Source organism: bacterium, assembly GCA_035419245.1.
Taxonomy (GTDB): Bacteria; Zhuqueibacterota; Zhuqueibacteria; order Residuimicrobiales; family Residuimicrobiaceae; genus JAKPUX01.
Genome location: DAOLSP010000002.1, coordinates 356,837 through 379,021, shown reverse-complemented (window position 1 = coordinate 379,021; position 22,185 = coordinate 356,837). Strand labels below are relative to the sequence as shown.

Genomic DNA, 22,185 nt, shown 5'->3' with positions numbered 1-22,185 from the left:
GCTCCGCCTCGGCGGCTATTCAGCTTCGACATAGTGATAAAGGCCATTGTCCTCCGTGCCGATATAGATCACCCCAGGGTCTCCTGGTGCCACCTGCAGGGCTGTGATGGTGACCGCCGGCATGTTGCGCGTCAACCGGGTCCAGGTTGCACCCCGGTTGGTGCTGCGGTAGACTTGATGCCGGGTCGCCAGATAGAGGCGATCGCGCAGTTTGGGATGGGTGATCATGGCCACGCCGGTCTCGGTGTCAGCGGTGTAATATTTCCGCTCCCAATGGAGGCCGTCATCCTGAGAAATATAAAAGTGACCATCCTGGGTGACGGCGTACACCAGGCTGGAATCGGGCCCGGCGAATCCGATCTGGTTCGGACAATCATGATTGCCGCTGCGTTCCGGGATGCCGTTATTGACCGCCGTCCAGGACCAGCGCCTGAGTGATGCGTTGAAAGCGCCGCGTATAAACCCTATATAGAGCAGTCCCGCCAGTACCGTGTCCGGCTTCCCGGGCAGTGTGGTGATCGAATGGACCAGGCGACAACCGGGATAGGTATCGGTCCAAGTCAGCTCATCCCTCTTTTTGCTATAGAGGCCGGTTGCGGTCGCCAGCCAGATGACCTCGTCATGCTGGTTGACGAGATGGATCTGGTCGACGAGGGTATTTTCAACCCCGCCGCGCATGTTGACCCAGCTCTCCCCGTAATCTTCGCTTCGGCTGATGCCGAAGCCATTGCTCCCGGCGTACAGTACCTGCGGCTTCCCGGCGACGATTTCGAGGGAATGGATGTCGCGGCTGATCAGCCCGGCGGTGATCCCGCGCCAGCTCTTGCCGCTGTCGGTACTCTTGTAGAGTCCGTCGAAAAGGCCGACATAGAGGGTAGCGGCGTTATCCGACTGGACAGCGATACACTGAACTTTGCGTTCTGCAATATCCAGGGGCAGGGCGCTCCAGCCCTTCTCTGTTTTCTTATCAGGTCCGGCGGGATTTTTGCCGCACTGCAGGAATCCGAGCGGCAGCATGAGCATCACAGCGAACAGGAGGTGATCGATGCGCATTGCTGTCTCCTCAATGCACCAGATGTTCATAATTCAAGCGATCGAGTTCTATGGGCTGCATTGGCAAAGCCAGTACAGGCTTGGTCATTCCCGCTTTGCGGGCGAGCGCCGTGCGGTTGAAGACCCGGGCGTAGGCAGCCAGCAGCGGTGGATGAGTATGGCTCCAGGCCAGTTCGTTGACCACCCGCTGCCTGCCGTAGGCACCCATTTCGCTGCGCATCTCCGGATGGTCCAGCAGCACGTTGATCTTCTGGGCGAAAAGCCGCACGTCGTTCGGCCGGGCATACAGCGCGGCCCGGCGGGCGGTATAGTGAATCTCCTTGAGATCAAAACAGACAATCGGCTTGGCGAATACCATGTACTCCAGGATCTTGTTCATGGTGGAGTTATTCGCCCATTCCGACCAGGGATCGGGATCGACGCAGATATCAGCGGTCGAGAGATAGCGCTCGAGGTCTTCGTCGCTGATCCGGCCGGTGAAGTGGACAAAATCATCCATGCCCATGTCATGGCTCATCTTTTTCAGATCCGGCACCGCCGGCCCGCCGCCGATCAGGACGAAGCGGACATCGCGCCGGTCGAGCCAGAAGCGCAGATAGTGCGCCGCATGCAGCAAATAATCAACCCCGTCCTGGGGGCACATCTCGCCGAGATAACAGACCAGGAACGGCCGGCCCTCCTTGAGGGCGGGATCGGGAGGCACGGGATGCAGACGGGTGAGATCCGGACCGGTACGAAGAACAAAGAGGTCATCCGGATCCTTGTGCCCCCGTTTCAAGGCGGACTGGCGATAGGATTCATTGGTGACCAGCACGACCCGGGCCGTCTTGAGGGTGATCTTTTCGAGGAAGAGCAGGGCATAATACAACAGGTCGCGGCGGCCGCCAAATTTGGCCGAGTACATCTCGGGCGCGAGGTCGTGATGGTCGAAAACATACTCCTTGCCCAGCAATTTGTAGATCCATCCAAGCAGGAAATAGGTATCCGGCGGATTACACGCCTGCATGACATCGAAGCCCTCCTGCCGCAGCGCCTTGATCGAGAGCCGGGCGGTCTGGAGCCAGGCATAGAGGAATTCGGCAAAATAACCTGCGAAGCCGCGTGCCTCGAAGGGCATGCGGTAGCGGCGAATGGTTATGCCGTCGATGATCTCGAAGGTGGCCGAATATTCTCTGGAAGCCGGACAAATGACCGAAACCTGATAGCCGTTGTCGCGGAGGGTCGTCGACTCGAGCCAAACCCGCCGGTCCAGCGGCACGGGCAGGTTCTGAACGATGATCAGAATTCTACCAGCAAATCCCTTCATAGTTAACCTCTTCAATATGCTTGTGCTTGCCATTCTTCATTCCTGACAGGTCAATGATTTTATGCCCGTTGCGCAGATCACCCAGAACCCGCTCGTATTCTTCGCCATTATTGCCGATGACCACCACCTCGGAGCGTGCCATCAGCTCTTCCATGGTGCTGCACATCAACCGGGCGATATGGGGTACCTCACGTTCGATATACTCCTTGTTGGCGCCCATCAGCCGTGCCAGTGAAACATTCCGGTCGAAGATGGCGACCTCGTATCCCTTGCCCATCAGCTCTTCGACCAAAGCGACAACGGGGCTTTCACGCAAGTCATCCGTGCCCTGTTTGAAACTCAATCCGAGCACCCCGATTTTTTTATGCCCGGAGGCTTTGACCAGCCGCAGCGCATGGCGGATGTGTTCCTCATTGCTGGTCATCGCCGCATTGAGCAAGGGGATATCGACATCTTCCTGCTTGGCCCAATGGCTCAGCGCCCGAATATCCTTGGGCAGGCAGGAACCGCCGAAGGCGAAGCCGGGTTTGAGATAGCAGGGCGAGAGATTCAGCTTGGTATCTTGCACAAAGACGTTCATCACCTGGCGGCTGTCCACCTGAAAGTTCTTGCACAGCCGGCCGATTTCGTTGGTAAAGGCGACCTTGACGGCATGAAAGGCGTTGTCCGCATACTTGATCATCGCCGCCTCACCCAGGGAGAGCTGGAATATCGGGGCGTTGAGGTCACGGTAGAGTTCCACCAGCCGGTCGGCCGAATCCTGGTCGAAGACCCCGATGACCGTTTTGGGCGGATGATAAAAATCGTGGATGGAGGAGCCTTCGCGCAAAAATTCGGGGTTGAAGGCGAAACCGAAATCCACTCCCGCCCGCAGGCCGCTGGCCGCCTCGAGGGCTGGCAGGGCGATCGTTTCGGCTACGCCGGGCAGCACCGTGCTGCGTAGAACTACGGTAACGCGCTTTTCAGCGCCGCGCAGGGCCTCGCCGATCTCGGTGCAGACGCGCTGGACATAGCCCAGATACAGGCTGCCGTTGCTGTTGCTCGGCGTCCCTACGCAGATGAAGACCAAATCACGATCCGCTACAACGGGCTCGATGGTGGCCCGAAGCCGGCCGGACTGCCGCTGCCGCAGGATCAACGCCTCGAGCCCCTCTTCAACGATCGGAGAGTGGCCCTGATTAATCAGACGCACCTTGTCGTCATTGATATCGATACCAGTCACCTCATGCCCCATCTCAGCCAGGCAAGCGGCCGAAACACACCCCACATATCCCAGTCCAAAGACGCTGATCTTCATGGTAGCGTCACCTCCCAAAGAGGACCTGATCCACATCCAGCTGCAGCCGGGAAGCATGATAGCTTCGGCGCAGATGATAGCCATAGGCGGCCTTGAAGAGCCGTTCGGATGCAGCAAACCAGAATCGGCGGCATCCCCGCCCCAGGGCCGAGAGCAAATGAACAGAGACTCGGTTGACCAGCAGAATCTTGAGCCCGTAGCGCCAGCGCTCGCGCCAGTCCAGTCCGGCATCATAGAGACCGAAACGGCGGGCCAACTCAAGGTGATGTTCAGGGTAAGCCGCGTGCCAGCGCGCCACCGCCCGGCCATAGATCGATCCCTTGTCGTAATACTCCGCAAGGCTGAGCGGGTGATGATGGACAGCGACGATCTCAGGATGAAAGAAAAAGCGCACGCCCTGCTGATCGAGCCGGTAAGCCAGCTCCAGGTCTTCGGCGGCCGGCAACCGCTCATCAAAGCCGCCGGCTGAGGTAAAAGCAGCACGCGGCATCGAGGTATTCGCGGTGCGGTAGCGGCGGAAGTCGATCTCTCCGGTGGCCGGATGGTCAGCGCACAGCATCAGTTCATTCCAGCGCGCCTGGCCGGGCGCCTGAAGCTCGACCGACATCTCGATGCGGCCCATGTGACAGGCCGGCGCATCACCGTGCTCATGCAGCGTCAGATGCGCTCTCAGCAAGCCGACGGCGGGGATGGTATCGGCATCGAGGAACAGCAACACCCGCCCTTGGCTAGCCGCCGCTGCCAGGTTGCGCGCAGCGCCGGCTCCCTCTCCTCTGCCCTGCAGCGGAATGAGCGCGAAGGGCGTGCGAGCAGCCTGTTTCTGCAAGAACGCGAAGGTCCCGTCGCTGCCCCCGTCGTCGACGATGATGAGTTCGAAGTAGCGCGGCTCGAGATCCTGCTGCTCCAGGCCCTCGAGCACCCGGCTCAGGACGGCAAGCCGATTGCGCGAAGGGATGATTACCGACACTTCTACGCATGATTTTTTCATGCCAGTCCCTCCTCCCGCAGCGGCAAAGCGGAGCGCCAGAGTTGGATCAGATCCTGATGGTCGATGGCGCGTGAGAGCCAGAGAGCGAGCGCGTAGATGCCACAACCGAGCGAAAGGCTCAATACGAGGGGTGCTTCGCGCAGCAGCACCAGGGTCAGCGCCAGCGCACCTGCCGAAGCCCCCAGGCGGCGCAGGCTACGGCCGGGTTTGAGAGGATAGAGCAGGGTGCAGACCGATCCGAATTCGATCCCTGCGAAAACACAGGCGCCGGCCACCATCGCCAGCGCGCCTCCGGCGGCGGACCAGCCGGGAACCAGCGCCAGGTTGCCGGCTATCACGGCGAGGGCGCCCGCCAGATTGGCCCACATGTCGCGGCGCTGATAATGATGGCTCACCAGCGTGTAGGCCAGGGCCGGGATCAGGCCGTAGGGTACCGCCATCCACGCCAACGCCCGCAACACCGGAATCGCCCCGGCCATCCCCGGTCCATAGAGCAGCAAGATGATCGGCCTAGCCAGCAGACTCAGCGTCAGCGCCACACCGAGAAAGAGCATCAGCAGATAATAGAGGGCGCGCCGCAGCAGGGCAAGATAAAGCGCCCGGTTTTGCTGCGCCAGACGGGCGGCGACAGGAAAGAGCGCCTGACTGAAGGCGACCGCAAAGAGCAGCGCATAGCTGATCAGTTTGTAAGCCGCGGAAAAATAGCCAGCCGCCACCTCACCCTGCAGCCAGGTGATCATCACGACGGTGACCGACCAGAAGAGGCCATTGCAGACGGCGATCGTCAGGAAGAGCGGAACCTGGCACAGGATGGTGCGCAGCATGCCGCGTTCAATCCGCCAGACCGGCCGGGCTGCCTGGCTCCGGGCCAGGGTGAAGAGGAGCACCGACGCCGCCAGTTTGCTGACCACAAGGGCCGTCACCACCGCGGTCAGACCACGACCAGTCAGGAGCCATCCCAGACCGAGGAGAATCAACAGGCCGTTCTCGACCAGGGTACCGAAACTGATGTACTGCATCTTTTCCGCCGCGGCGAGCATGGCCCGGCTCCAGTACGAGATGCTGGAGAGCGGCAGGAGCAGCGCGAGGACTATGACAATCGACAGCGTCGCCGGATCAGGACGGATCGCCCAGGCCGCCGCCACCATCCCCATGGCGCCCACCACGGCGCTCGCCATGCCTATGATCAGCAGATGCCCGAAATAACGGCCGGCAGCGGCCGGATCCTGCGCCGCGTCACGCGTCAGAATCGACCCGAGCCCCAAGCTGGAGACCAGCTCGAAAAAACCCATCAGCGCCAGGGCAAAGGAGAGCGCCCCGAAAATCCCAGCGCCGAGAAAACGCGCCAGCAGGATCCAGAAAAGCGCCGACCCCAGACGGGCCACGACATCGGCCAGCGAGCGCCAGAGGGTATTCCTAATTAAGCGTTGCAGCATTCTGATCACTCAGATTGGGAAGCACCTGCAATTTACGGGCGACCAGCAGCAGGCCATTGCCTTCGCGCTGGGTCCCGAAATAATCGATGGCCATGAGCACCATCACCAGGGGATGGAGCAGAACCAGATAAAAGGGAAAGAGCACCAGAAAAAAGCGGCTAAACTGCACGCGCGTCACCAGATCATAAGCCAGGCGCCCCTTGGGGCCGTAACTGAGTTCGCGATGGAAAACAGAAAAACCGCATTGCCGCAGCCGCGCTTCGAGCCATTCCGGGGTATAATAGCGTATATGGCCGTGGGGGAGGTGATCGCCCGTTGTCTGGGTCATGGCCGCGATCCGGCGTTCCAGCGACTTGAGCACCCGGCGTTCCGCAAGCGGCACATAGATCAGCAAGCTGCCATTCTCGCGGAGATGGTCATGAAAACGCCGTAAAAGGCCAAGATCGTCCTCGATATGCTCGAGCACACTGCAGCAAAGCACGAGATCCACCGGCTCGCCCAGGTCTGCGCAGGTAATATCGCCGGACCGCACAGCCACCTCTTTGATGCCGCTGCGCTGGAAAAAATCGGCGAGGTCCGCGCTCTGCTCCGGATCCTGCTCCATCGCCGTAATACGCAATCCCGGCCGCCGTTTGGACAGCGCATAGGTGTGCTGTCCCATGCCACAACCGGCATCGAGCGCCGACCGGATGTCCGGGTCAACAGCCAGGAGACGCCGCAGCGCCCGGGCGATATACCATTCGCGCAAGGTGGTGAGAAAGATGAACCTGTAGCCGATCCGGCGCAGCCAAGGCCGCCGGCCGATGAAGCGGGCGATCTCTTTGGAGTTCATTTCAGGATCTCTTTTTCTCAAGATAGTCCAGGGTCTGCTCGCGCCAGCTGGCATCAAGATAAATCAGCGCCTCCGTGATCGCCGCAACCGTCCAGAAGAGATACATCAGCGTCAGACTCGATTTATAGCCATCCGCCAGACTGGCCAGGAGAAAACAGACGACGCTGCCAAAAAGCCCGACCGCCACTTCCCGGAAAAACTTGACGCGGCTGCGCATGGCCCGCACCGTGCGCAGCAGCAGCGCTGCCAGCAGCCATAGGAAGGCGGAGAAACCGATGACCCCCATCTCCGCCAGGATCAGCAGATAGTTATTATGAACAACAGCGACTTTGGTGAAGGGATCCTCGATATGCCAGTACTGACGAATATAACTGTCATAATTGTTCACACCGACCCCGATCACCGGGTGGTCATTGATGATCTCGAGGGCGACGCGCGCTGTGGTAAGACGCGACTTGGCTGAACCATGATCATCCCCGGCAATGCGGTTATAGACGGTGTCACCGTAGAAAAAGATCAGAGCGCCGATCAATATCAGGGCACCGCCCATTCGTTTGAGCGTCCGCAAAGTGACTAGATGGCGCATCAATACAAAAAAGAGCGCCAGGAACATGGCGATCAGAAAGGCTCCCCAGACGCTGCGCGACTGGGTCAGGATCAGGGCGACCAGACCGCCGAGCGCGGAGAGAAACGAGAGTAAAAACAGCTTGCGCTCCCGCGTCGTCAGCATGAGAATGGAGGCCAGCGGCAAGATATAACCGAGGTAGCGGGCAAAACCATTGACATTGCCGACCGTGCCGCCGGGACGCAGGATCATGCGCGCATCGCGCTTGTAGGCGACAAAATTGCTCAATTCCTCTGTACCCACCAGGCCCAGAGCCGATCCCGTATAATACTGCGCTACCATGACCCCCGCTTCCATCACCAGGCCCAGCAGCAGGGCCGAGACGACCAGAATCACATCCTTCTGGTCGCGGATGTTATTAGCCAAAAAAAGGAAAAATACCAGCATCTTGAAATACATAGCGATATCGAAAAGACCGAGGGTGACATTTCGCGCGGCGAGCAGCGAAAGCGCAGCCATTGCGATCAAGGCCAAGGTGGGCAGGGTGATCGCCGGAAACCAGTAGATACGCCGCTGATGGCGTTCGCGGACCGCATTCACCAGCCACTGCACCACCAGCAGCAGGAGCAGAATCTCCGTCGTTCCCACGGCAATACCGCTGTGGCCGGAGATGCTGCGCTGATAAAAGAATTTGTAGTCGAGTCCCAACGGGATCAGGAAAAGCAGCCACCACATCACAAAGCGGCGGACATCCTTGACCATCGCCAGCATAAACGGCATGAGCAAACCAATGAAAGCGAACATCGACCAACCGGCCCGCAGCCCCCAGATGAACCAGGCTGCGGCGGATATCCCGACGCCCAATGCGGTCAATAAAAGCATGAAAATAATCTGCTGGACTAACGGTCTCTCTTCCTGCAACGAATAAGAACTCATAGCGGCTGTATACCTTCCTTAAGGGTCTTGATCCATTCGCTTTCCTCGGCCGCCGACAGCGACTGCCGCGGCCTATTGACGGTTGAGCGCAACACCCAGCAGATTGGCCTGGGCGACCGACAACTTGCGTTTCGCATTCTGGGCCACCTCCCACCGGGTTTGACCGGCCCGCACGACCAGAATCACTCCATCTGAGAGCGCTGAGAGCGCCAGCGCATCGACATAATTGAGGACGGCAGGGGTATCGAGAATGACATAACGGAACGATTCCCGCCAGCTCGCGACCAGTTCGGCCAGCCGTTCCGATCCCACTACATCCGCCGGGTTGCCCTGGGGCGTGCCGGCCGTGATGATGTGTAAATCGTTCTGAGGCATGCACCGGATCACCTGCCGCCAATCCCGGCCTTGCTCGATGATCTCGGCCAGGCCTTCACCCGCCTCCAGCCCGAACGAGGAGTGGATCCCGGGATGATGCAGATTGGCGTCGACCAGAAGCACGCCGCCTTCGCGGATCGACTGGATCAGGGCTTCGGCCGCCTTTTTCTGGATGTAATCGGTAAAGCCCGCCTGGAACATGGAATCGGTCTCACGACCGCCGGCGCCTCCGAGACGTGCATCCAGTTCCGCTGTCTCGGGGGCGACGCTGTCGGCCGCTGCTTCCGCGCCGGCCGCGGCGGCCGTCGAAACATTGGCGGCTAGCAGAAAGGCGAGGGCAGTAGCGATCGTCGAAGCACCCTCTCCCGAGAGCGAGCTGGTTATGGAAAGCACCCGCATCTGGCTGCGCTGTCCGGCGATGCGGATATATTCGCGCAGATCATAGAAATCGGAGAGAACCTCCGCAGGAAGATTGGCAGGAAAATTCACAGCCAGGCCGGATGCAGCGGCGTCCGGCCACGGGGGAGCCGCAATGCCTTCCTGGGCATCGATCTTTTCCAGCTCATCGAAGATTGCACTCATCTTGACACCTCACATTCAGAAATGTAAAATTAATAATTTACTAAAAAATAGCAAGTTCACCCAGGTCGAGCCCGTCAAACCCGGAGACCAATTCGAGTTCCACCGCCGGGGCCAGCCGCGGCTGCGACCTTTCGGCAGTGGGCAACACCGACCGGTCGGCCGTTTGCGTTCCCGTCGGGATCGCCTGCGGCGCCACGACGGGAGCCGGTTCCGGAAACGGAGCCGGTGCAACCGGCGATGCCGGCTCCACTCTCTCCGCCTGGCCGGATTGAACCGCAGTGGCTGCTGGTATAACGTCCGCTTGCGGCCGGACGGCCACCCCTGCAGATTCGAAGGATCCGGCGCGCGGTTGCACAGCAACCGGTTCGGGCGGGGCTGCCATCACCCGGTCCGTATTGAGGAGATCGAGGACCAGCGCAGCGTCAATCTGCTTCACTTTCTCTTCCGCTGCCGCTCTCAGCGCGTTGTCACAAACCTGATTGATCAGCCGGGGAATCCCGTCACTGATCTCAAAGACGCTTTGCAGGGCCGCCGGCGTAAAAATCTCCTGCTTGCGCGCCCCCGCAACCTTGAGGCGATGCTGCACATAGGCGGCGGTATCGCCGGCGTTGAGCCGGTGCAACGTCGCCTTGAGGCTGATGCGTTGTTTCAGCTGGATGAGCCCCGGATCGTTAAGGTAGAGATCGAGCTGTGGCTGGCCGCTGAGTATGACCTGCAGCAGTTTCTGGCTCGCCGTTTCGAGATTCGAGAGCTGACGGATCTCTTCCAGTACCTCGGGTTGAAGGTTCTGGGCTTCGTCGATGATCAGTACTGAAAAGCGGCCCTGTTCATATTCGCGAATGAGAAAGGAATAGAGCTCGATCAGCAGATCGCCGAGGTCTTCCCCTTTCGGCTTGAAGCCGAAATCGCGGCAGATATAGCGGATCAGCTCGCGGGAATTCATGGTCGTATTGAACACCCAGGCGAATTGCACAGCGGTGTTGAATCCCTTAAGCAGCGTCCGGATCAGCATGCTCTTGCCCAGGCCCGGTTCGCCAATAATCGCATTGATGCCACGCCGGCTGGCCACCGAGGTGGTGATCCGGTCCAGCGCCACCTGGTGGACGGGACTCTTGTAAAGAAACCGCGGATCCGGAGTCGTCGAGAAGGGCTCTTCCCGCAGATGGAAATACTTCAAATACATGGCATCCTCTTCAATCAATCGTGAGATTTCGATTCGAGCTGCTTCTTCCTGATCTCCTGGGTGGCATGGACTTCGGCACCGAAGAGTTCATCGACCGGGACGCCAAAAATCTCCGCTGCTTTGCGCTTGAACTCCTGTGTCGCCTCGACCCGGTTGTTCTCAACCATCGAAAGATAGGTTGCACTGCAGCCGAGCAGAAAGGCCAACTCATATTGCTTGAGTTCCGCTTCCCAGCGCTTGATTTTCAACATATTCTTCATAACCAGATCTCCATTGTCTTGGTCAACAGCTTCCGCTGGTTCGTTGTTGGTTCGCTTCTGCTGCCATCCTGCCGTTGCTTACCTGGTGGTGGAAGGATCTTCGCCAGCGGGTGGCCGATTGGGCTTGCCGCCGGGCCCCTGGATATTGCCGATGGAGGCCAAGATGGGCAGTCCCAGGCTTGAATGGACATCATCGGCGCTATTGATGGAGTGGTCGAAATACTCCAGGAAAAAGGCGACGCCGAGGGCAACCACCAGTCCGAGCACCAGCCCGAGGGCGATCCATAGCGGGCGGTTCGGGCTGACCGGGCGCTGCGGCACGGAAGCGGCCTCCAACACCTTCACCGATACCAAGTACTCCTGACGATTGGCGGCCATCTTGGCTTGCTCGCGCTGCCTCAGCAGCATGGAGTAGACCGACTTCAGGTCATCGATGCCGATGGTGAGATTATCGAGTTCATATTCCTTGCGCGAAAGCGCGGTCACATCGCTGGCGACCTGGCCCATGCTCCCGGCAAGGGCCCGTTCCTCGGCCTGTTTGGCCTTGATATCGAGCTCTTCACCCTGGATCAGCTCCTGGACCGCCTGGTTGATCTTCTTCTTATTCTCGTCGATTTGGGCTAACACCGAGGCCAGCTCGGGGTGGTTCGGTGTATATTTTTGCTCCAGGCTGCTCTTTTTGATCTCGAGGCCAAGGAGGGTCTTGCTGAGTTCGTTGATGTAGAGGTACCGGCCACCGGAGTTGCCGCTTTCGGTGTTGGGGATGACGATCTCGCCGCCCTTGGCCAGCTGCTCACGGATCACCTTGAGCCGGGCTTCTTTGGAGAGCCGGCTGGCGCGGACATCGGTGAGGCGCTTGTCGTAATCGGCCAGCGTCTCGAAGAGAATGGAGGACTGGTGGTCGACCGAGAGCACCCGCTCGCGCGCCTTGTACTCCATGCCCTTTTTCTCGAGCTCGTTGATTTGGGCCTTGACCTGCTGGATCTGCTGATCGAAATACTGGGCGTCCCGGTCATCGCGCTCCAGCCCAGGCCGTTGTTTCACATACTGCTCGACGACCTGGCTGACGATGCCGGCGGCGAGTTCAGGATTGCGGCTTTCATAGCTGACCTTGAGGACGTTCGAATCCTTTTCGCGCTCCGCTTTGAGTTCCATACCCAACTGCTCGATGGCGCGGTCGCGATCCGTCGCACTTGGCTCGGCCGCAGAACCCTTCTTGCGGTCCAGCCCCAGCGAAGTCACCACCGGTTCAAGCACACTGCGCATCGTGAGAATGATCGGCTCCGAGCTGAGCCGCTCATAATAGGACTTGTCATGCACCTGAATAAGGCTCAACAGATGCTCTTTCTCGATATCGAGCTGATAGTTGATCATCAGCCGGGCGCTGGCGCGATAGGTCGGCGGCACCAGAAAGGCGGCCAGGATAATCACGCCCACGATGAGGAAAAAGAGGAACAACACCACGCCCTGACGCTTGTGCAATACCCCCATGAAGCTTTGCGGCGACATCGGGCTGTCATATTTGCTATACTGAATCATGGCACTCTCCTCGTGCTAACGTTCGATGGCTCACCGTAAACCGCGATACCAGTAGTAATACCGCGTCCAGGAATCGAACGGCGGCAGAAGGATATCGTAGATCTGCGACACGACTGCATTGATGTCGGCGATGAAGGTCCGCGGCACAAAGATGATGTCATTGCCCACCACCGGCAGGTCATTTTCAATGCCCCCCTTCAGGGAGGTGTAGGAGAGATCCAGACGCGTGGCCTCGATACGCTGGCGCGCATCCATGCGGATCAGGATGACGCTTCCCAGCTTGGCGCTCTTCTTGGGGCCGCCCGCTGCCGCGATTGCGCGCAGCAGGGTCATGTCCTTGGCGATATCCAGGCTCCCCGGATGCTCCACCTCGCCAGCCACATAGCATTTCTGGCCGCCGAAATTGCGGACGATCACGGTGACATCCGGATTGACCAGGATCTGGCTGTAGGCCACGGTAATCACCGAATCGAGGGCGGCCGGCGACAAGCCCAGCGCATCCAGTTCGCCCACACCCTGCAGGGAGATGCGGCCATCGGGACGGATGGTCACGGTCTCGTTGTACTCTGGACTGGCGAGAAACTTGACGTCGAGGACATCACCGAAACCGAGCCGGTAGACCATTGGCAGGACTGGCGCTTGCACCGAGGCAACCCGGGGCTCAATCACGACCTGGTTGGGACTCACCGCCTCGGCCTGGGCCGCCAGCTGCGTTTGCGCGGCCGGCGCCTTGTTCTGGGCCGTTTCCTTCCGGGCTGTCTGCTGTTTGGCTTGCGCTTTCTTCTTGTCGGCCTGCACCACCTTGCTGCGTTTCTGTTCTTTGATCTTCTCCACCCGGTTCTCTTTGACCGGGGCGGCGGCGACGATCACCTTACTGCCCTCCACGCTGCTCCCGCCGGCATGCGGACGCACGCTGCAGGAAGACGTTACCACCGTGAAGAGGAGGGCCAGGCTGGCAGCCAGCCACCGGCGTATGCGATTTCCTTTCATTTCATCCTCGCGCATTTTCAATAGGACTGTGTTATTAATTGCTCATCATCCGGATACGGCCCGGCACGGCTGGACGTTTGCCGATGACCAGTTCCTCGTTGGGCTTGACCAGGACGGCATACATCCGGCCGCTGCTGGAACCGCCATTGCCGCCCAATTGCACGGTACCGGCGTCGAAGGCCTTCGCATAAACCATCAAGGGCGCCGTATCGCTGGTCTTGATGGTCATCCCAGTTTTCGTCCAGCTCGAGAGCCAGGAGGGGACAGCTGCTGCCTGGGAATCGAAAGCCACATAGATGGTCGAGGCCTTCGGGATGGTGAAAGAGACATAGAGCGCGCTGCTGATCTGCCGGTCATCGTTCGCGGTCCTGAGCCAGATGAGATTCTGCAGCGGCGCCGGGATATCGAGCAAAGCCAGGGTACGGTCAAGATAATAGGTATCCCCGGTGTGCAACCAGGCCCACTGGTATCGGGACGGCATGACCTGCAACACCGAATAATCGGTCTGCAGCCAGTACCCGCGCGCATTGTTCGCACTCATGCGATTAGGAACGCTGGCCTGATCGAGCAGGTTGCGTGTGATCAGCGTGTAGACCTTGCCGGCCTGGTGCTGTCCCGTCACCAGCTTGACCGACTTGCGATCAGCCGCCAGAATGGCGGAGTAGATGGGGACTTGCTGCAGAATCTGGTAATTGCCCACCGCCGTGGCCGAGGCGGCCTGAACCGGCTCGGAGAACCAGGCGATCAGCGTATCCGGCGCAACCACCGAGACCCGGCAAAGATAGGGCGGCTCGATATCCGCGTGACAGGCAAAGCGTCCGTTGACGGCACTGGTACTATTGTTGCCCGCATCATCGACAGCATAGACCTCGTACAGATACTCTTTGGCCTCCTTGAGGTTGGCGTCCGAATAGCGGGTATCGGTCACCACCGCCAGTTCCACGCCGTCGCGCACGACGCGGTACTTGACCGGCAGGTCGCCGTCTGCAGCGGCCGCCGGGGCCTGCCAGGTCAGAGTCAGGCTCTGGGTGGTCAGGTTGTCGACGCCCAGTTCCCGGGGCGCCAGCGGCGGCACGGTGTCGGCTGCGGTCTGCAGACCGATCGTCAGGACCCAGTCACCGCTGAAGGGTGGTGTCAAGGCGGTCGTGCCGCCAAGCTGGACCGTGAAATCGGCGCTGACCGCACCGGTCACCGGATTGAGCCAGCGCGCCGGAAGACTGCCGAGATACCCCGAGAGATTGAGGGTCACCGCTCCGCCCACACCATTATAGGCGAAGTAATACTTGCCCGGGATGGCCATCAGATTGCCCGTGCTGATCAGCTCGGGATGCGGATCCATTTCCGCAAAGGGGAGGGTATCCATGAACTTGTTGAGAATCTCGACCCAGCGCTGCTCTTCCGGCAAGGCGGCGGGGTCATAGCCGCCCTTGTCCGGGGCATAGGTATTGAAAAAACCGGAGGTAAAATAGCCGCCATTTGAGATGATCTCCCACAAGCCGACGCGGCTGGGTCCATTGGGGCCCTCGTCCTCATCGGCCGGGTAAAAATAGCGCGGTTCACCGTTAACCACCGGTTTGTTGTAGATCCGGTCCCGGCGGATATCCCGGACGTAATAGGGCGTCTGCTGCATGATGGCGCCGGACCAGGCCAGGGAAGCAAACGGGGCGCTGGTACCGCGGCCTGAGGGATGCAGGGTGATGGGATGGTCGTAGGGATCCATCGCATAGATCAGCTGGCCCCAGGTCTCGTATTCGGAGATCGGACGGCCGTAATCGGCAACGATCTCCTCGTATTCACCCGAAATCACCCAGATCACATTCTTGGCCGCATAGCGGGCCACCAGATAGCGGCAGAAACGGTTGAACTGGGCTTCGCTGAATTTGGCGTACTCCTGCGCCCAGGTAAAAAAGATGACCGGGACAATGCCCTTGCTGAGTGCATAGTCAATGCGCTTGTCAATCCATTGGAAATAGCCGGGATTGAGGCGATTATAATCCTTCGTTTCGACGCCCTCAACAAAACAGGTTCCGCCTTCGTTCTTCCAGAAGCCGAGGCCGTTGATATAGCTTACGACAATGGATTGCATGGCGGTATAGCCTTGCGCCGCTCGCAGGTCGATGTAGCTTTTCCAGCGGCTCTCATAAGGCAGCATCGAGGTGAAGCCGCGCCAGGAGGTGTCGCCGCGCCACTGCCAGGGGGTGCCATCATCATACATAAAGCTGTATGGGCGTTTGGGGTTGCGGCGGACGAAACCGTGCAGACCGCTTTCGACACACGCAAAGGAGCCGGTCGCGTTGAGGCCGGCGTTGGTGCTGGTGATCTTGTAGGTCCACTGCCCCACTTCGGTCGGCGCAATCCGCACCTTATAAATATCGCCGAGATCCCAAAAGCCCTCGATTTCGAGGGTCCTGGTCGGACCCGTGAAAACGCCTTTCAGGGTCACATCACGATAGCGGTTGGTCGTTGGCGTCAGGCCGGTCGCGATCAGGGTGATGTCAATCGCCTCGTATTTTCCGACGGTGGTGGGGTTGAGGGCGCGGGTGGTAAAGCTGCCCGAGAAAGGCGCCACCAACGCATTGCCCGCGTTGTCCTTGGCCGCCGTGGTGACCGTCACGGTATAGGTCGTGTTCGACTGCAAAAGGCCGGATGGCCGGAAATAGAGGGCATTGCCCACCCAGCTAGTCGTCCCCGCCGCGGCGGGAGAGATCGAAAAAGCCGCTGCCGTCGCCGTGGGATTCATCGCCTCGCTGAAATGCACCAGAATATCGGAATCCACCGCCACGCCCTCACCCGTCGTCACAGGATCCAGCCGGACCACCTGGGGCGGGGTGAGGTCTTTGTAACGGTAGAATTTAAAGTTGCTGTAGACGATGCCGATGGGCACCTGAAAGCCGCCGCTGCGCGAGAGCATGCCGGAGCCGATGCGGATACGGTGGTCCGGAGGGGCATATTCTGCGCCGAAGGAGGAGTAATCCCAGGTCTTGATCAGCACATCGTCCATATACCAGCGCATCATGCCCTCACCCCAAACCAGACGGTGGTGATAGGTATGATTTTTATCCCAGGCGAAGGGACCCACGGCGGGATCTTCGAAGGAATGGGGATCGTCATCATAACCGCCGTTGAAGGCTGCGACGTTGAGACGCAGTTTCATCCGACCCCACTTGTAAATATCGCCCGGGGTGTAGCCATAGATGTGGATATAGCATTTGTAGGGATTATGCCATTGGGTGATCCCGTACCAGCTCACATCCACGTCCTCATCCCACATGCTGAAGAGGTTGTAGTGCACATCCTCGCTTCCGGGGACTTCGACGCCGGCTTTGTCATGGCCTATATTGGGAAAGACCACATTGCTGGCATAAATGCCCTTCACATCGAAAGAAATTTCCCCGGCGGAACAGGTGGGGATGCTATACTGGATATAATCCAGTGCCGTTTTGGTCGTCCAGCCCGAGCTGTTCAGTGTCCCGCCGCGCTGGGTGCCGACCGTTTTCGCATTGGTGAGCGGATCGTCGATTTCCAGCACCTTGGTCCCCGACTGTGCGAAGACCTGGAAGGTCATGGCGAGCAGCCAAAGGGACATCCCCGCGATTCGCAATACCCCATGTTTCACCACTTGCAGCTTCATGAAATCTCCTAATTTCAGATACGTGCCATTCGCCATACCATCCACAGGGGCATCACTTGGCCATGGTCATGCGGCGGACCGCCTTGAATCCGTTGATCTCCAGGGTGTAGATGTAGGTTCCGGTCGGGACGACAATGCCATTTTCATCACGGCCATCCCACTCCTGATTGTACTGGCCCGCCATCTGGGTCTGATTGACCAGCAAGCGGATCAGTTGGCCGCGGATGTTGTAGATCGCCAGCTTGACCGTCCCATTGTCCTTCAGCGTGTAACTGATGCTGGTCGACGGATTAAAAGGATTGGGGTAGTTTTGTGCCAGCTGGTATTCCGAGGGTTTGGCCACCGCTACGGCCGTCCGCGGTCCGTTATAGTTGATCTGGCCGTCCAGAGCGATGTCGGCCAGCCAGTAGTAATAGACCGTCTTGTCGACGATATCATGGTCCTTGAAGGTATAATCGTGGCGCACTTGGGAATTGACCGCACCCTCGATGAGTTTCTCGTTGATCTGTACCCGCTCGCCATGGGGCGAGGTGCTGCGCAACAAATTGAAACCGAGGTTATTGGTTTCCGACTGGGTGGTCCAGTTGATCTCGTTGACGCCGGGGAACGCCGTCGCCGTAAAGGCCGCCAGTTCCACCGGCGTCGAGACGGCGCGCGTCATCCCAAAGGTGCGGAAATCGTGACTGTCGAAGCCGGAAGCCAGGGTGTAAGGCTCCGAGTTGCCAAAATAGATACGCTGGCCGGGGACGACCACCGAATCGTTCCAGGCCCGGATGTAGACGACCGTACCGGTGGTCAGCAGATCGTGGGTCCAGATGATGCTGAACTTGCCCTGATCGGGTTCGAAGGGGTAGCCATAGCCGATGAAAGTGGTCCCGAGCAGGGAGTCGTCATCGGTGGGACGACCGAGAGAATCCGGATCATCGATGGCGCCGTCCGGACCGGTGCAGATGAGTTGGACGAGGTCGCCGCTCATCCTCATGACATTACCCTTCAGAAAGGTGTTGTCAACATCCAGAATGCCGGATGTGGACATGGCTTCGAAGGTGCCCGCCCAGGCGCCAAGGGCGGCGAGGCCCAACAGCAGGGCGAGGAGCCGGAAAGAGAGGGTCAGATGTTTCATGGTCATTCTCCTTTGAGACAAACTGATTAAAGAGTACGATTCGGATTGGGATACGTCCAGGTCTTGGCGGCATTGTTGCCCTTGATCCACAGCACGTAACCGACGCCGGGATTGAACTGAATGGTCGTGGAGGCCGAGCCGCTCTCGTTGAGCCACGTCCCATCCCAAGCGGTTCCGGTGCCGCCGACCAGCCATGCCACTTCATATTTACTGCCGAGCCAACACATGATCTTGTCCGCCTTGCTGCTGGAGGAACTGCCGACAACAACGCCGTCCGCCGCCAACTCGCTTTGAGCCAGGCTGACATTGACAGGATAGCAGGTACCGATAAAATTGGGCCCCTGGACGATGGTGATCTCGCGATTGGCGGCCTGGCTCAACTTGCCGGTGAAGGTCAAAACCGTATCAACCGAGGAGGAGCGCAGGACCACCCAGAACGAATGGTCGGGGTTGAGCTTCAGAGAGGATTCCTGATCACCCGCCTGGGTCATCCATTTGCCGTCATACGCAGTGTTGGTCCCCTCCACCAGCCAGGCGATTTCGTAATCGCTTCCGTTCCAGCTCAAGATTTTGTCGGCCTGGCCGGCATTGGGAGCGCCGTTCAGCTGGGTGCCGAAAATGCCTTTGAGGCTGTTGTCGGCCGGGATGAGGGGCATCGAGACCAGGTTCTGCCCCTTGCGTAGACCGCGGCTGAAAACCCCAATCCGGTCAAAGGTGTGCAGCACCATGCCGCCGGTGAGCGCTTCAACGACATAATAGCGGGCGAAGGGGACTGCTTTGTAATTGATGGTCTCCTTGTAGGAGGAGGTTGTGATCTCGGCGACTGGCGCCGCAGGTGTGAAATAGGGATCGCCTGAGGCATAAATGCGATACCGGTCGGCGCCGGCGAGGGCGGTCCAGTAAACCTGGATGCCATCCGCAGCAAGCGTGATATAAATTTCGGCGGCGGTCACCGTTGCGGACACTTCGGTCGAGGGCAGACTCTCGTTGCCCGTACGATCGTAGGCTGTGACGACCAGATAGTAGGTCTGCCCCTCAGTCAGGTCCGGGAGGGTATAGGCGGTGACATTGCCGACATCGACCATCTGGGTATAGACGGAGGATTCGACGCCATAATAGATACGGTAGCCGGCCAGATCGCTTTCTGTGTTCGCATCCCAGGTCACCAGCAATCCGCCGGCAAACCCTGGGGCGGCAAACGCCAGCCCTACCGCCAACAGGCTGATAGCACGCACCATGCGGGTTAAATACCATCCCCGTCCACCCTCGCCACGGCCACTACGGGCACCACGTGCATGTTCAATCATGAATCTACTCCTCTGCTTTATTCACGGCCTACTCTTGTCTGATCGCGGCGCCCGCTCCACCAGCCAACATTGAATCGGCTCCGGATAGAGTGACACCATTCGCATCTCCTTAGGCATATGTCGTGCCAAGTTCTGCTGCGGGCCGGAAAATAAAATCTTCAATGGATTCTATAGATTTATCCAATTGATATTAATAATGTTAGAATTACTGTCGCGGATGGTTTAATAATTGTTTAGTAAATATTTATTTCTGGTTAAAGCGCGTGAAAGGGACAAAGCGGGGGCGTGGGTGTGGCACTGATGTCTCATGCTGCGGAATGGGGATGGAGAGATAACGGAGGCGCTAGAGGGGATAAGTCTGCCGGGTTGATAGCCGGTATCCCATGGATACGGCGCGAATGCGGTGGCTGTTGAACCAGTGTCGGGGTGCAGGTGCGCAGCCATCAACCCGGAAGATTGTGGGCGTTACTTCAATTGATGGGCAATCCCTCTTTATGGGCGATGATCTTGTCCACGACGTTGATAATCTCGTGGGCTTCACTGGAGGAACGCGGTTTGACGCTTTGGAAGGTAACCCCTTGTTCAGCAGCAGTCTTGCGGATGCGGTAGGTGAAATCGTCGGAAATGAGAATTACCGGAAGCCGGGGACGCAACCGGCGGATCACGGGGAGAATCTCCGTGCCGATCTGTCCGTTCATATCAATGTCCACCAGCAACAGGTCGATTTCCTTTTCCAACATCTGCAGGATCGCCTCTGCACCGCGCCGGACGCATTCCACACGGTACTCGGTCGCCATCTGTTCGCGCAGCGTCTCCTCCAACTGGCGATCGCTCGTGGCGACAACGACCATCCTGGCCGGTTTGCGCGTCGTTTGCATGGTCACTGTTGCACCTTTCGTATAGTCCCTGTCTTAGGTTGTGATGGCACAAAACCCTGACCTGAGCTCTCCCCCGCCCCATTGCCCGGACGGATGACACCCGCAGGGTTGCAGCTGATTTCACTTCCCTCATAAACAACTATTGTGCCAGAACCTGGAGATTGCCGACGGGATTTTTTGGTCTTGTTTTTACTGTAATTATATCAGTGTGAGCGCAGGGAACCAGGGGAGAGAGCCACATGCGCGACGGTAAATGTGACCAGTGAAGATAATTCATTCGATGCTAATCTTTATTATTATATTAATCAAATAGTTACAATCGTTGCATTTAATGGACATCCATCGCCGCAATCGTACCAGCTTTGTTACACGCCATAAAAAACCCCGCGCGCTGCGCGGGGTGCCTCTCCCTGCTATTCCTCCTCCTCAGTGGCGAGATCATCCTCCAGCTCCTCCTCCGGAAACTCCTCTTCTTCCTCGGGTTCTGAAGCTGCCGCGTTGTGGCGCGGCCACTTGATGTGATGATGCTCGATCAGGCGGTAGATGGTTTTGCGGTTCAATCCCGCCACCTTGGCCACCTTGGCAATAGTCTTGTGCTTGTCGAGGAGGTTCTCGATGTACTGTTTTTCCCATTGTGCGATGATCACCGCCTTGGCCTGCTTGAAATCCATGTCGTCGGTCACCTGAACAAACATCTTTTTCTGCCGCGGCAAGATCTCTTCCGGGAGATCCTCGAGCTCGAGTTCGCTCTTCTGGGCCATGGCGATCATATGTTCGATGGCATGCTGCAGCTGGCGGACATTGCCGGGCCAGTTGTATTGCTGCATCGCAAGCAGGGCATCGCTCGAGATCTTTTCGACTTCGATCGGACCGTAATGGCGGTACTGCCGCAGGAAATGATAGACGAGCAGCGGGATATCCTCACGGCGTTCCCGCAGTGGCGGGATGGAGAGGCGGATGACCTGCAGCCGGTAGAAAAGGTCCTCGCGCAGCCGCTTCTCTCGGACTAGCAGGTCGGGCTCCTGATTGGTAGCGCTGATAACGCGCACATCCACTTCGCGTTCCTTGAGGCTGCCGAGCCGGCGGACCTTGTGATCCTGGAGAACGCGCAGCAGCTTGTGCTGCAGGTCGAAGCTGACCTCCGAGATCTCGTCGAGAAAAATTGTCCCTTTGTCGGCGGCTTCAAAGAGGCCGGGTTTGTCGATGGTGGCGCCGGTGAAGGCCCCCTTGACATGGCCGAAGAGCTCGCCTTCCAGCAGGTTGTCAGGGAGAGCGCCGATCGCCACCGGTACGAAGGACTCATCGCGGCGCTGGCTGTGATAGTGGATGCCGCGTGCGATGACATCTTTGCCGGTGCCGGTCTCGCCGACAATCATGACCGAAGCGTTGGTGAGGGCGATCCGCCGCGCCTTTTCGAAAAGCTCGAGCATCGCCGGGGTGCTACCGACCGCCCCGTAAAAGATCGTATTGTCGGTCAGATCCAGGCGGCTGCGCAGATAGGCATTCTCATGCTGCATGCGTGCAAATTTCAGGGCGCGCTCGATGGGCTGCAGGATATCGATGTGCGTCTGCACCTTTTGAATATAATCAAAAGCCCCCTTTTTAAAGGCTTCGACCACATTGGGGATGTTGCCGTAGCCGGTATAGAGGATCACCACCGCATCGGGATCAATGCGGCGCACCTCCTCAAGGACCCGGATACCGTCGTCGCCAGCGGGCATGCGCATATCCGAGAGGACGACCAGCGGCCTCTCGCGGGCGAAGAGGCGAATGCCATCCTCCGCGTTCATCGCCGTGAGACACGTGTACTGGCTTTTCTTGAGCAAACGGACCAGGGCATCCAGCTCCGAGCGATCGTCATCGATCACCAGGACAGAACGATCGCTGGCTTGCTTCTCACTCAT

The 22,185-nt window shown here is 58.8% G+C and carries 17 protein-coding genes; all 17 read right to left on the bottom strand.

Annotated features, from left to right (window positions below; all coding sequences use genetic code 11):
* Window positions 1–15: 15 nt before the first annotated feature.
* Window positions 16–1,053: a hypothetical protein gene (locus PLH32_05365; GenBank protein ID HQJ64025.1), complete on the bottom strand. Its 1,038-nt coding sequence runs from the start codon at window positions 1,051–1,053 to the stop codon at window positions 16–18.
* 10 nt (window positions 1,054–1,063) lie between these two features.
* Entirely contained in the window at window positions 1,064–2,359 is a 1,296-nt protein-coding gene (locus tag PLH32_05360) for a glycosyltransferase family 4 protein (GenBank protein ID HQJ64024.1), read from the bottom strand.
* Window positions 2,340–3,656 (bottom strand): UDP-glucose/GDP-mannose dehydrogenase family protein, encoded by a 1,317-nt coding sequence (locus tag PLH32_05355; protein HQJ64023.1) that lies wholly within the window; start codon window positions 3,654–3,656, stop codon window positions 2,340–2,342. The genes PLH32_05360 and PLH32_05355 overlap by 20 nt, the downstream gene beginning before the upstream one ends.
* 7 nt (window positions 3,657–3,663) lie before the next feature.
* Window positions 3,664–4,644, bottom strand: coding sequence for a glycosyltransferase (locus tag PLH32_05350; protein HQJ64022.1), 981 nt, complete (start codon window positions 4,642–4,644; stop codon window positions 3,664–3,666).
* Window positions 4,641–6,080, bottom strand: coding sequence for an oligosaccharide flippase family protein (locus tag PLH32_05345; GenBank protein ID HQJ64021.1), 1,440 nt, complete (start codon window positions 6,078–6,080; stop codon window positions 4,641–4,643). The genes PLH32_05350 and PLH32_05345 overlap by 4 nt, the downstream gene beginning before the upstream one ends.
* Window positions 6,061–6,912, bottom strand: coding sequence for a class I SAM-dependent methyltransferase (locus PLH32_05340; protein HQJ64020.1), 852 nt, complete (start codon window positions 6,910–6,912; stop codon window positions 6,061–6,063). Before PLH32_05340 ends, PLH32_05345 begins: the two co-directional genes overlap by 20 nt.
* Before the next feature lies 1 nt (window position 6,913).
* The gene (locus PLH32_05335; GenBank protein ID HQJ64019.1) at window positions 6,914–8,359 is read right to left on the bottom strand and encodes an O-antigen ligase family protein; all 1,446 of its coding nucleotides are present in this window, start codon (window positions 8,357–8,359) and stop codon (window positions 6,914–6,916) included.
* Between the two features lie 126 nt (window positions 8,360–8,485).
* Entirely contained in the window at window positions 8,486–9,370 is an 885-nt protein-coding gene (locus PLH32_05330) for a CpsD/CapB family tyrosine-protein kinase (protein HQJ64018.1), read from the bottom strand.
* A gap of 40 nt (window positions 9,371–9,410) precedes the next feature.
* Complete coding sequence (locus PLH32_05325) at window positions 9,411–10,553, bottom strand: AAA family ATPase (protein ID HQJ64017.1); 1,143 nt, start codon at window positions 10,551–10,553, stop codon at window positions 9,411–9,413.
* Between the two features lie 14 nt (window positions 10,554–10,567).
* Window positions 10,568–10,813, bottom strand: a complete 246-nt coding sequence (locus PLH32_05320) for a helix-turn-helix transcriptional regulator (GenBank protein HQJ64016.1) — start codon at window positions 10,811–10,813, stop codon at window positions 10,568–10,570.
* A gap of 78 nt (window positions 10,814–10,891) precedes the next feature.
* Complete coding sequence (locus PLH32_05315; GenBank protein ID HQJ64015.1) at window positions 10,892–12,352, bottom strand: GumC family protein; 1,461 nt, start codon at window positions 12,350–12,352, stop codon at window positions 10,892–10,894.
* A gap of 30 nt (window positions 12,353–12,382) precedes the next feature.
* Window positions 12,383–13,342: a polysaccharide biosynthesis/export family protein gene (locus tag PLH32_05310; protein ID HQJ64014.1), complete on the bottom strand. Its 960-nt coding sequence runs from the start codon at window positions 13,340–13,342 to the stop codon at window positions 12,383–12,385.
* Between the two features lie 34 nt (window positions 13,343–13,376).
* Window positions 13,377–16,973, bottom strand: coding sequence for a DUF4038 domain-containing protein (locus tag PLH32_05305; protein ID HQJ64013.1), 3,597 nt, complete (start codon window positions 16,971–16,973; stop codon window positions 13,377–13,379).
* A gap of 52 nt (window positions 16,974–17,025) precedes the next feature.
* Window positions 17,026–18,096, bottom strand: coding sequence for a FlgD immunoglobulin-like domain containing protein (locus PLH32_05300; protein ID HQJ64012.1), 1,071 nt, complete (start codon window positions 18,094–18,096; stop codon window positions 17,026–17,028).
* Between the two features lie 26 nt (window positions 18,097–18,122).
* Window positions 18,123–19,403 carry a fibronectin type III domain-containing protein gene (locus PLH32_05295; GenBank protein HQJ64011.1) on the bottom strand — a complete coding sequence of 427 codons (1,281 nt, stop codon included), beginning with the start codon at window positions 19,401–19,403 and terminating at the stop codon, window positions 18,123–18,125.
* 470 nt (window positions 19,404–19,873) lie between these two features.
* Entirely contained in the window at window positions 19,874–20,281 is a 408-nt protein-coding gene (locus PLH32_05290; GenBank protein ID HQJ64010.1) for a response regulator, read from the bottom strand.
* Between the two features lie 413 nt (window positions 20,282–20,694).
* On the bottom strand, window positions 20,695–22,185 hold the full coding sequence (locus PLH32_05285; protein ID HQJ64009.1) for a sigma-54 dependent transcriptional regulator: 1,491 nt from the start codon (window positions 22,183–22,185) through the stop codon (window positions 20,695–20,697).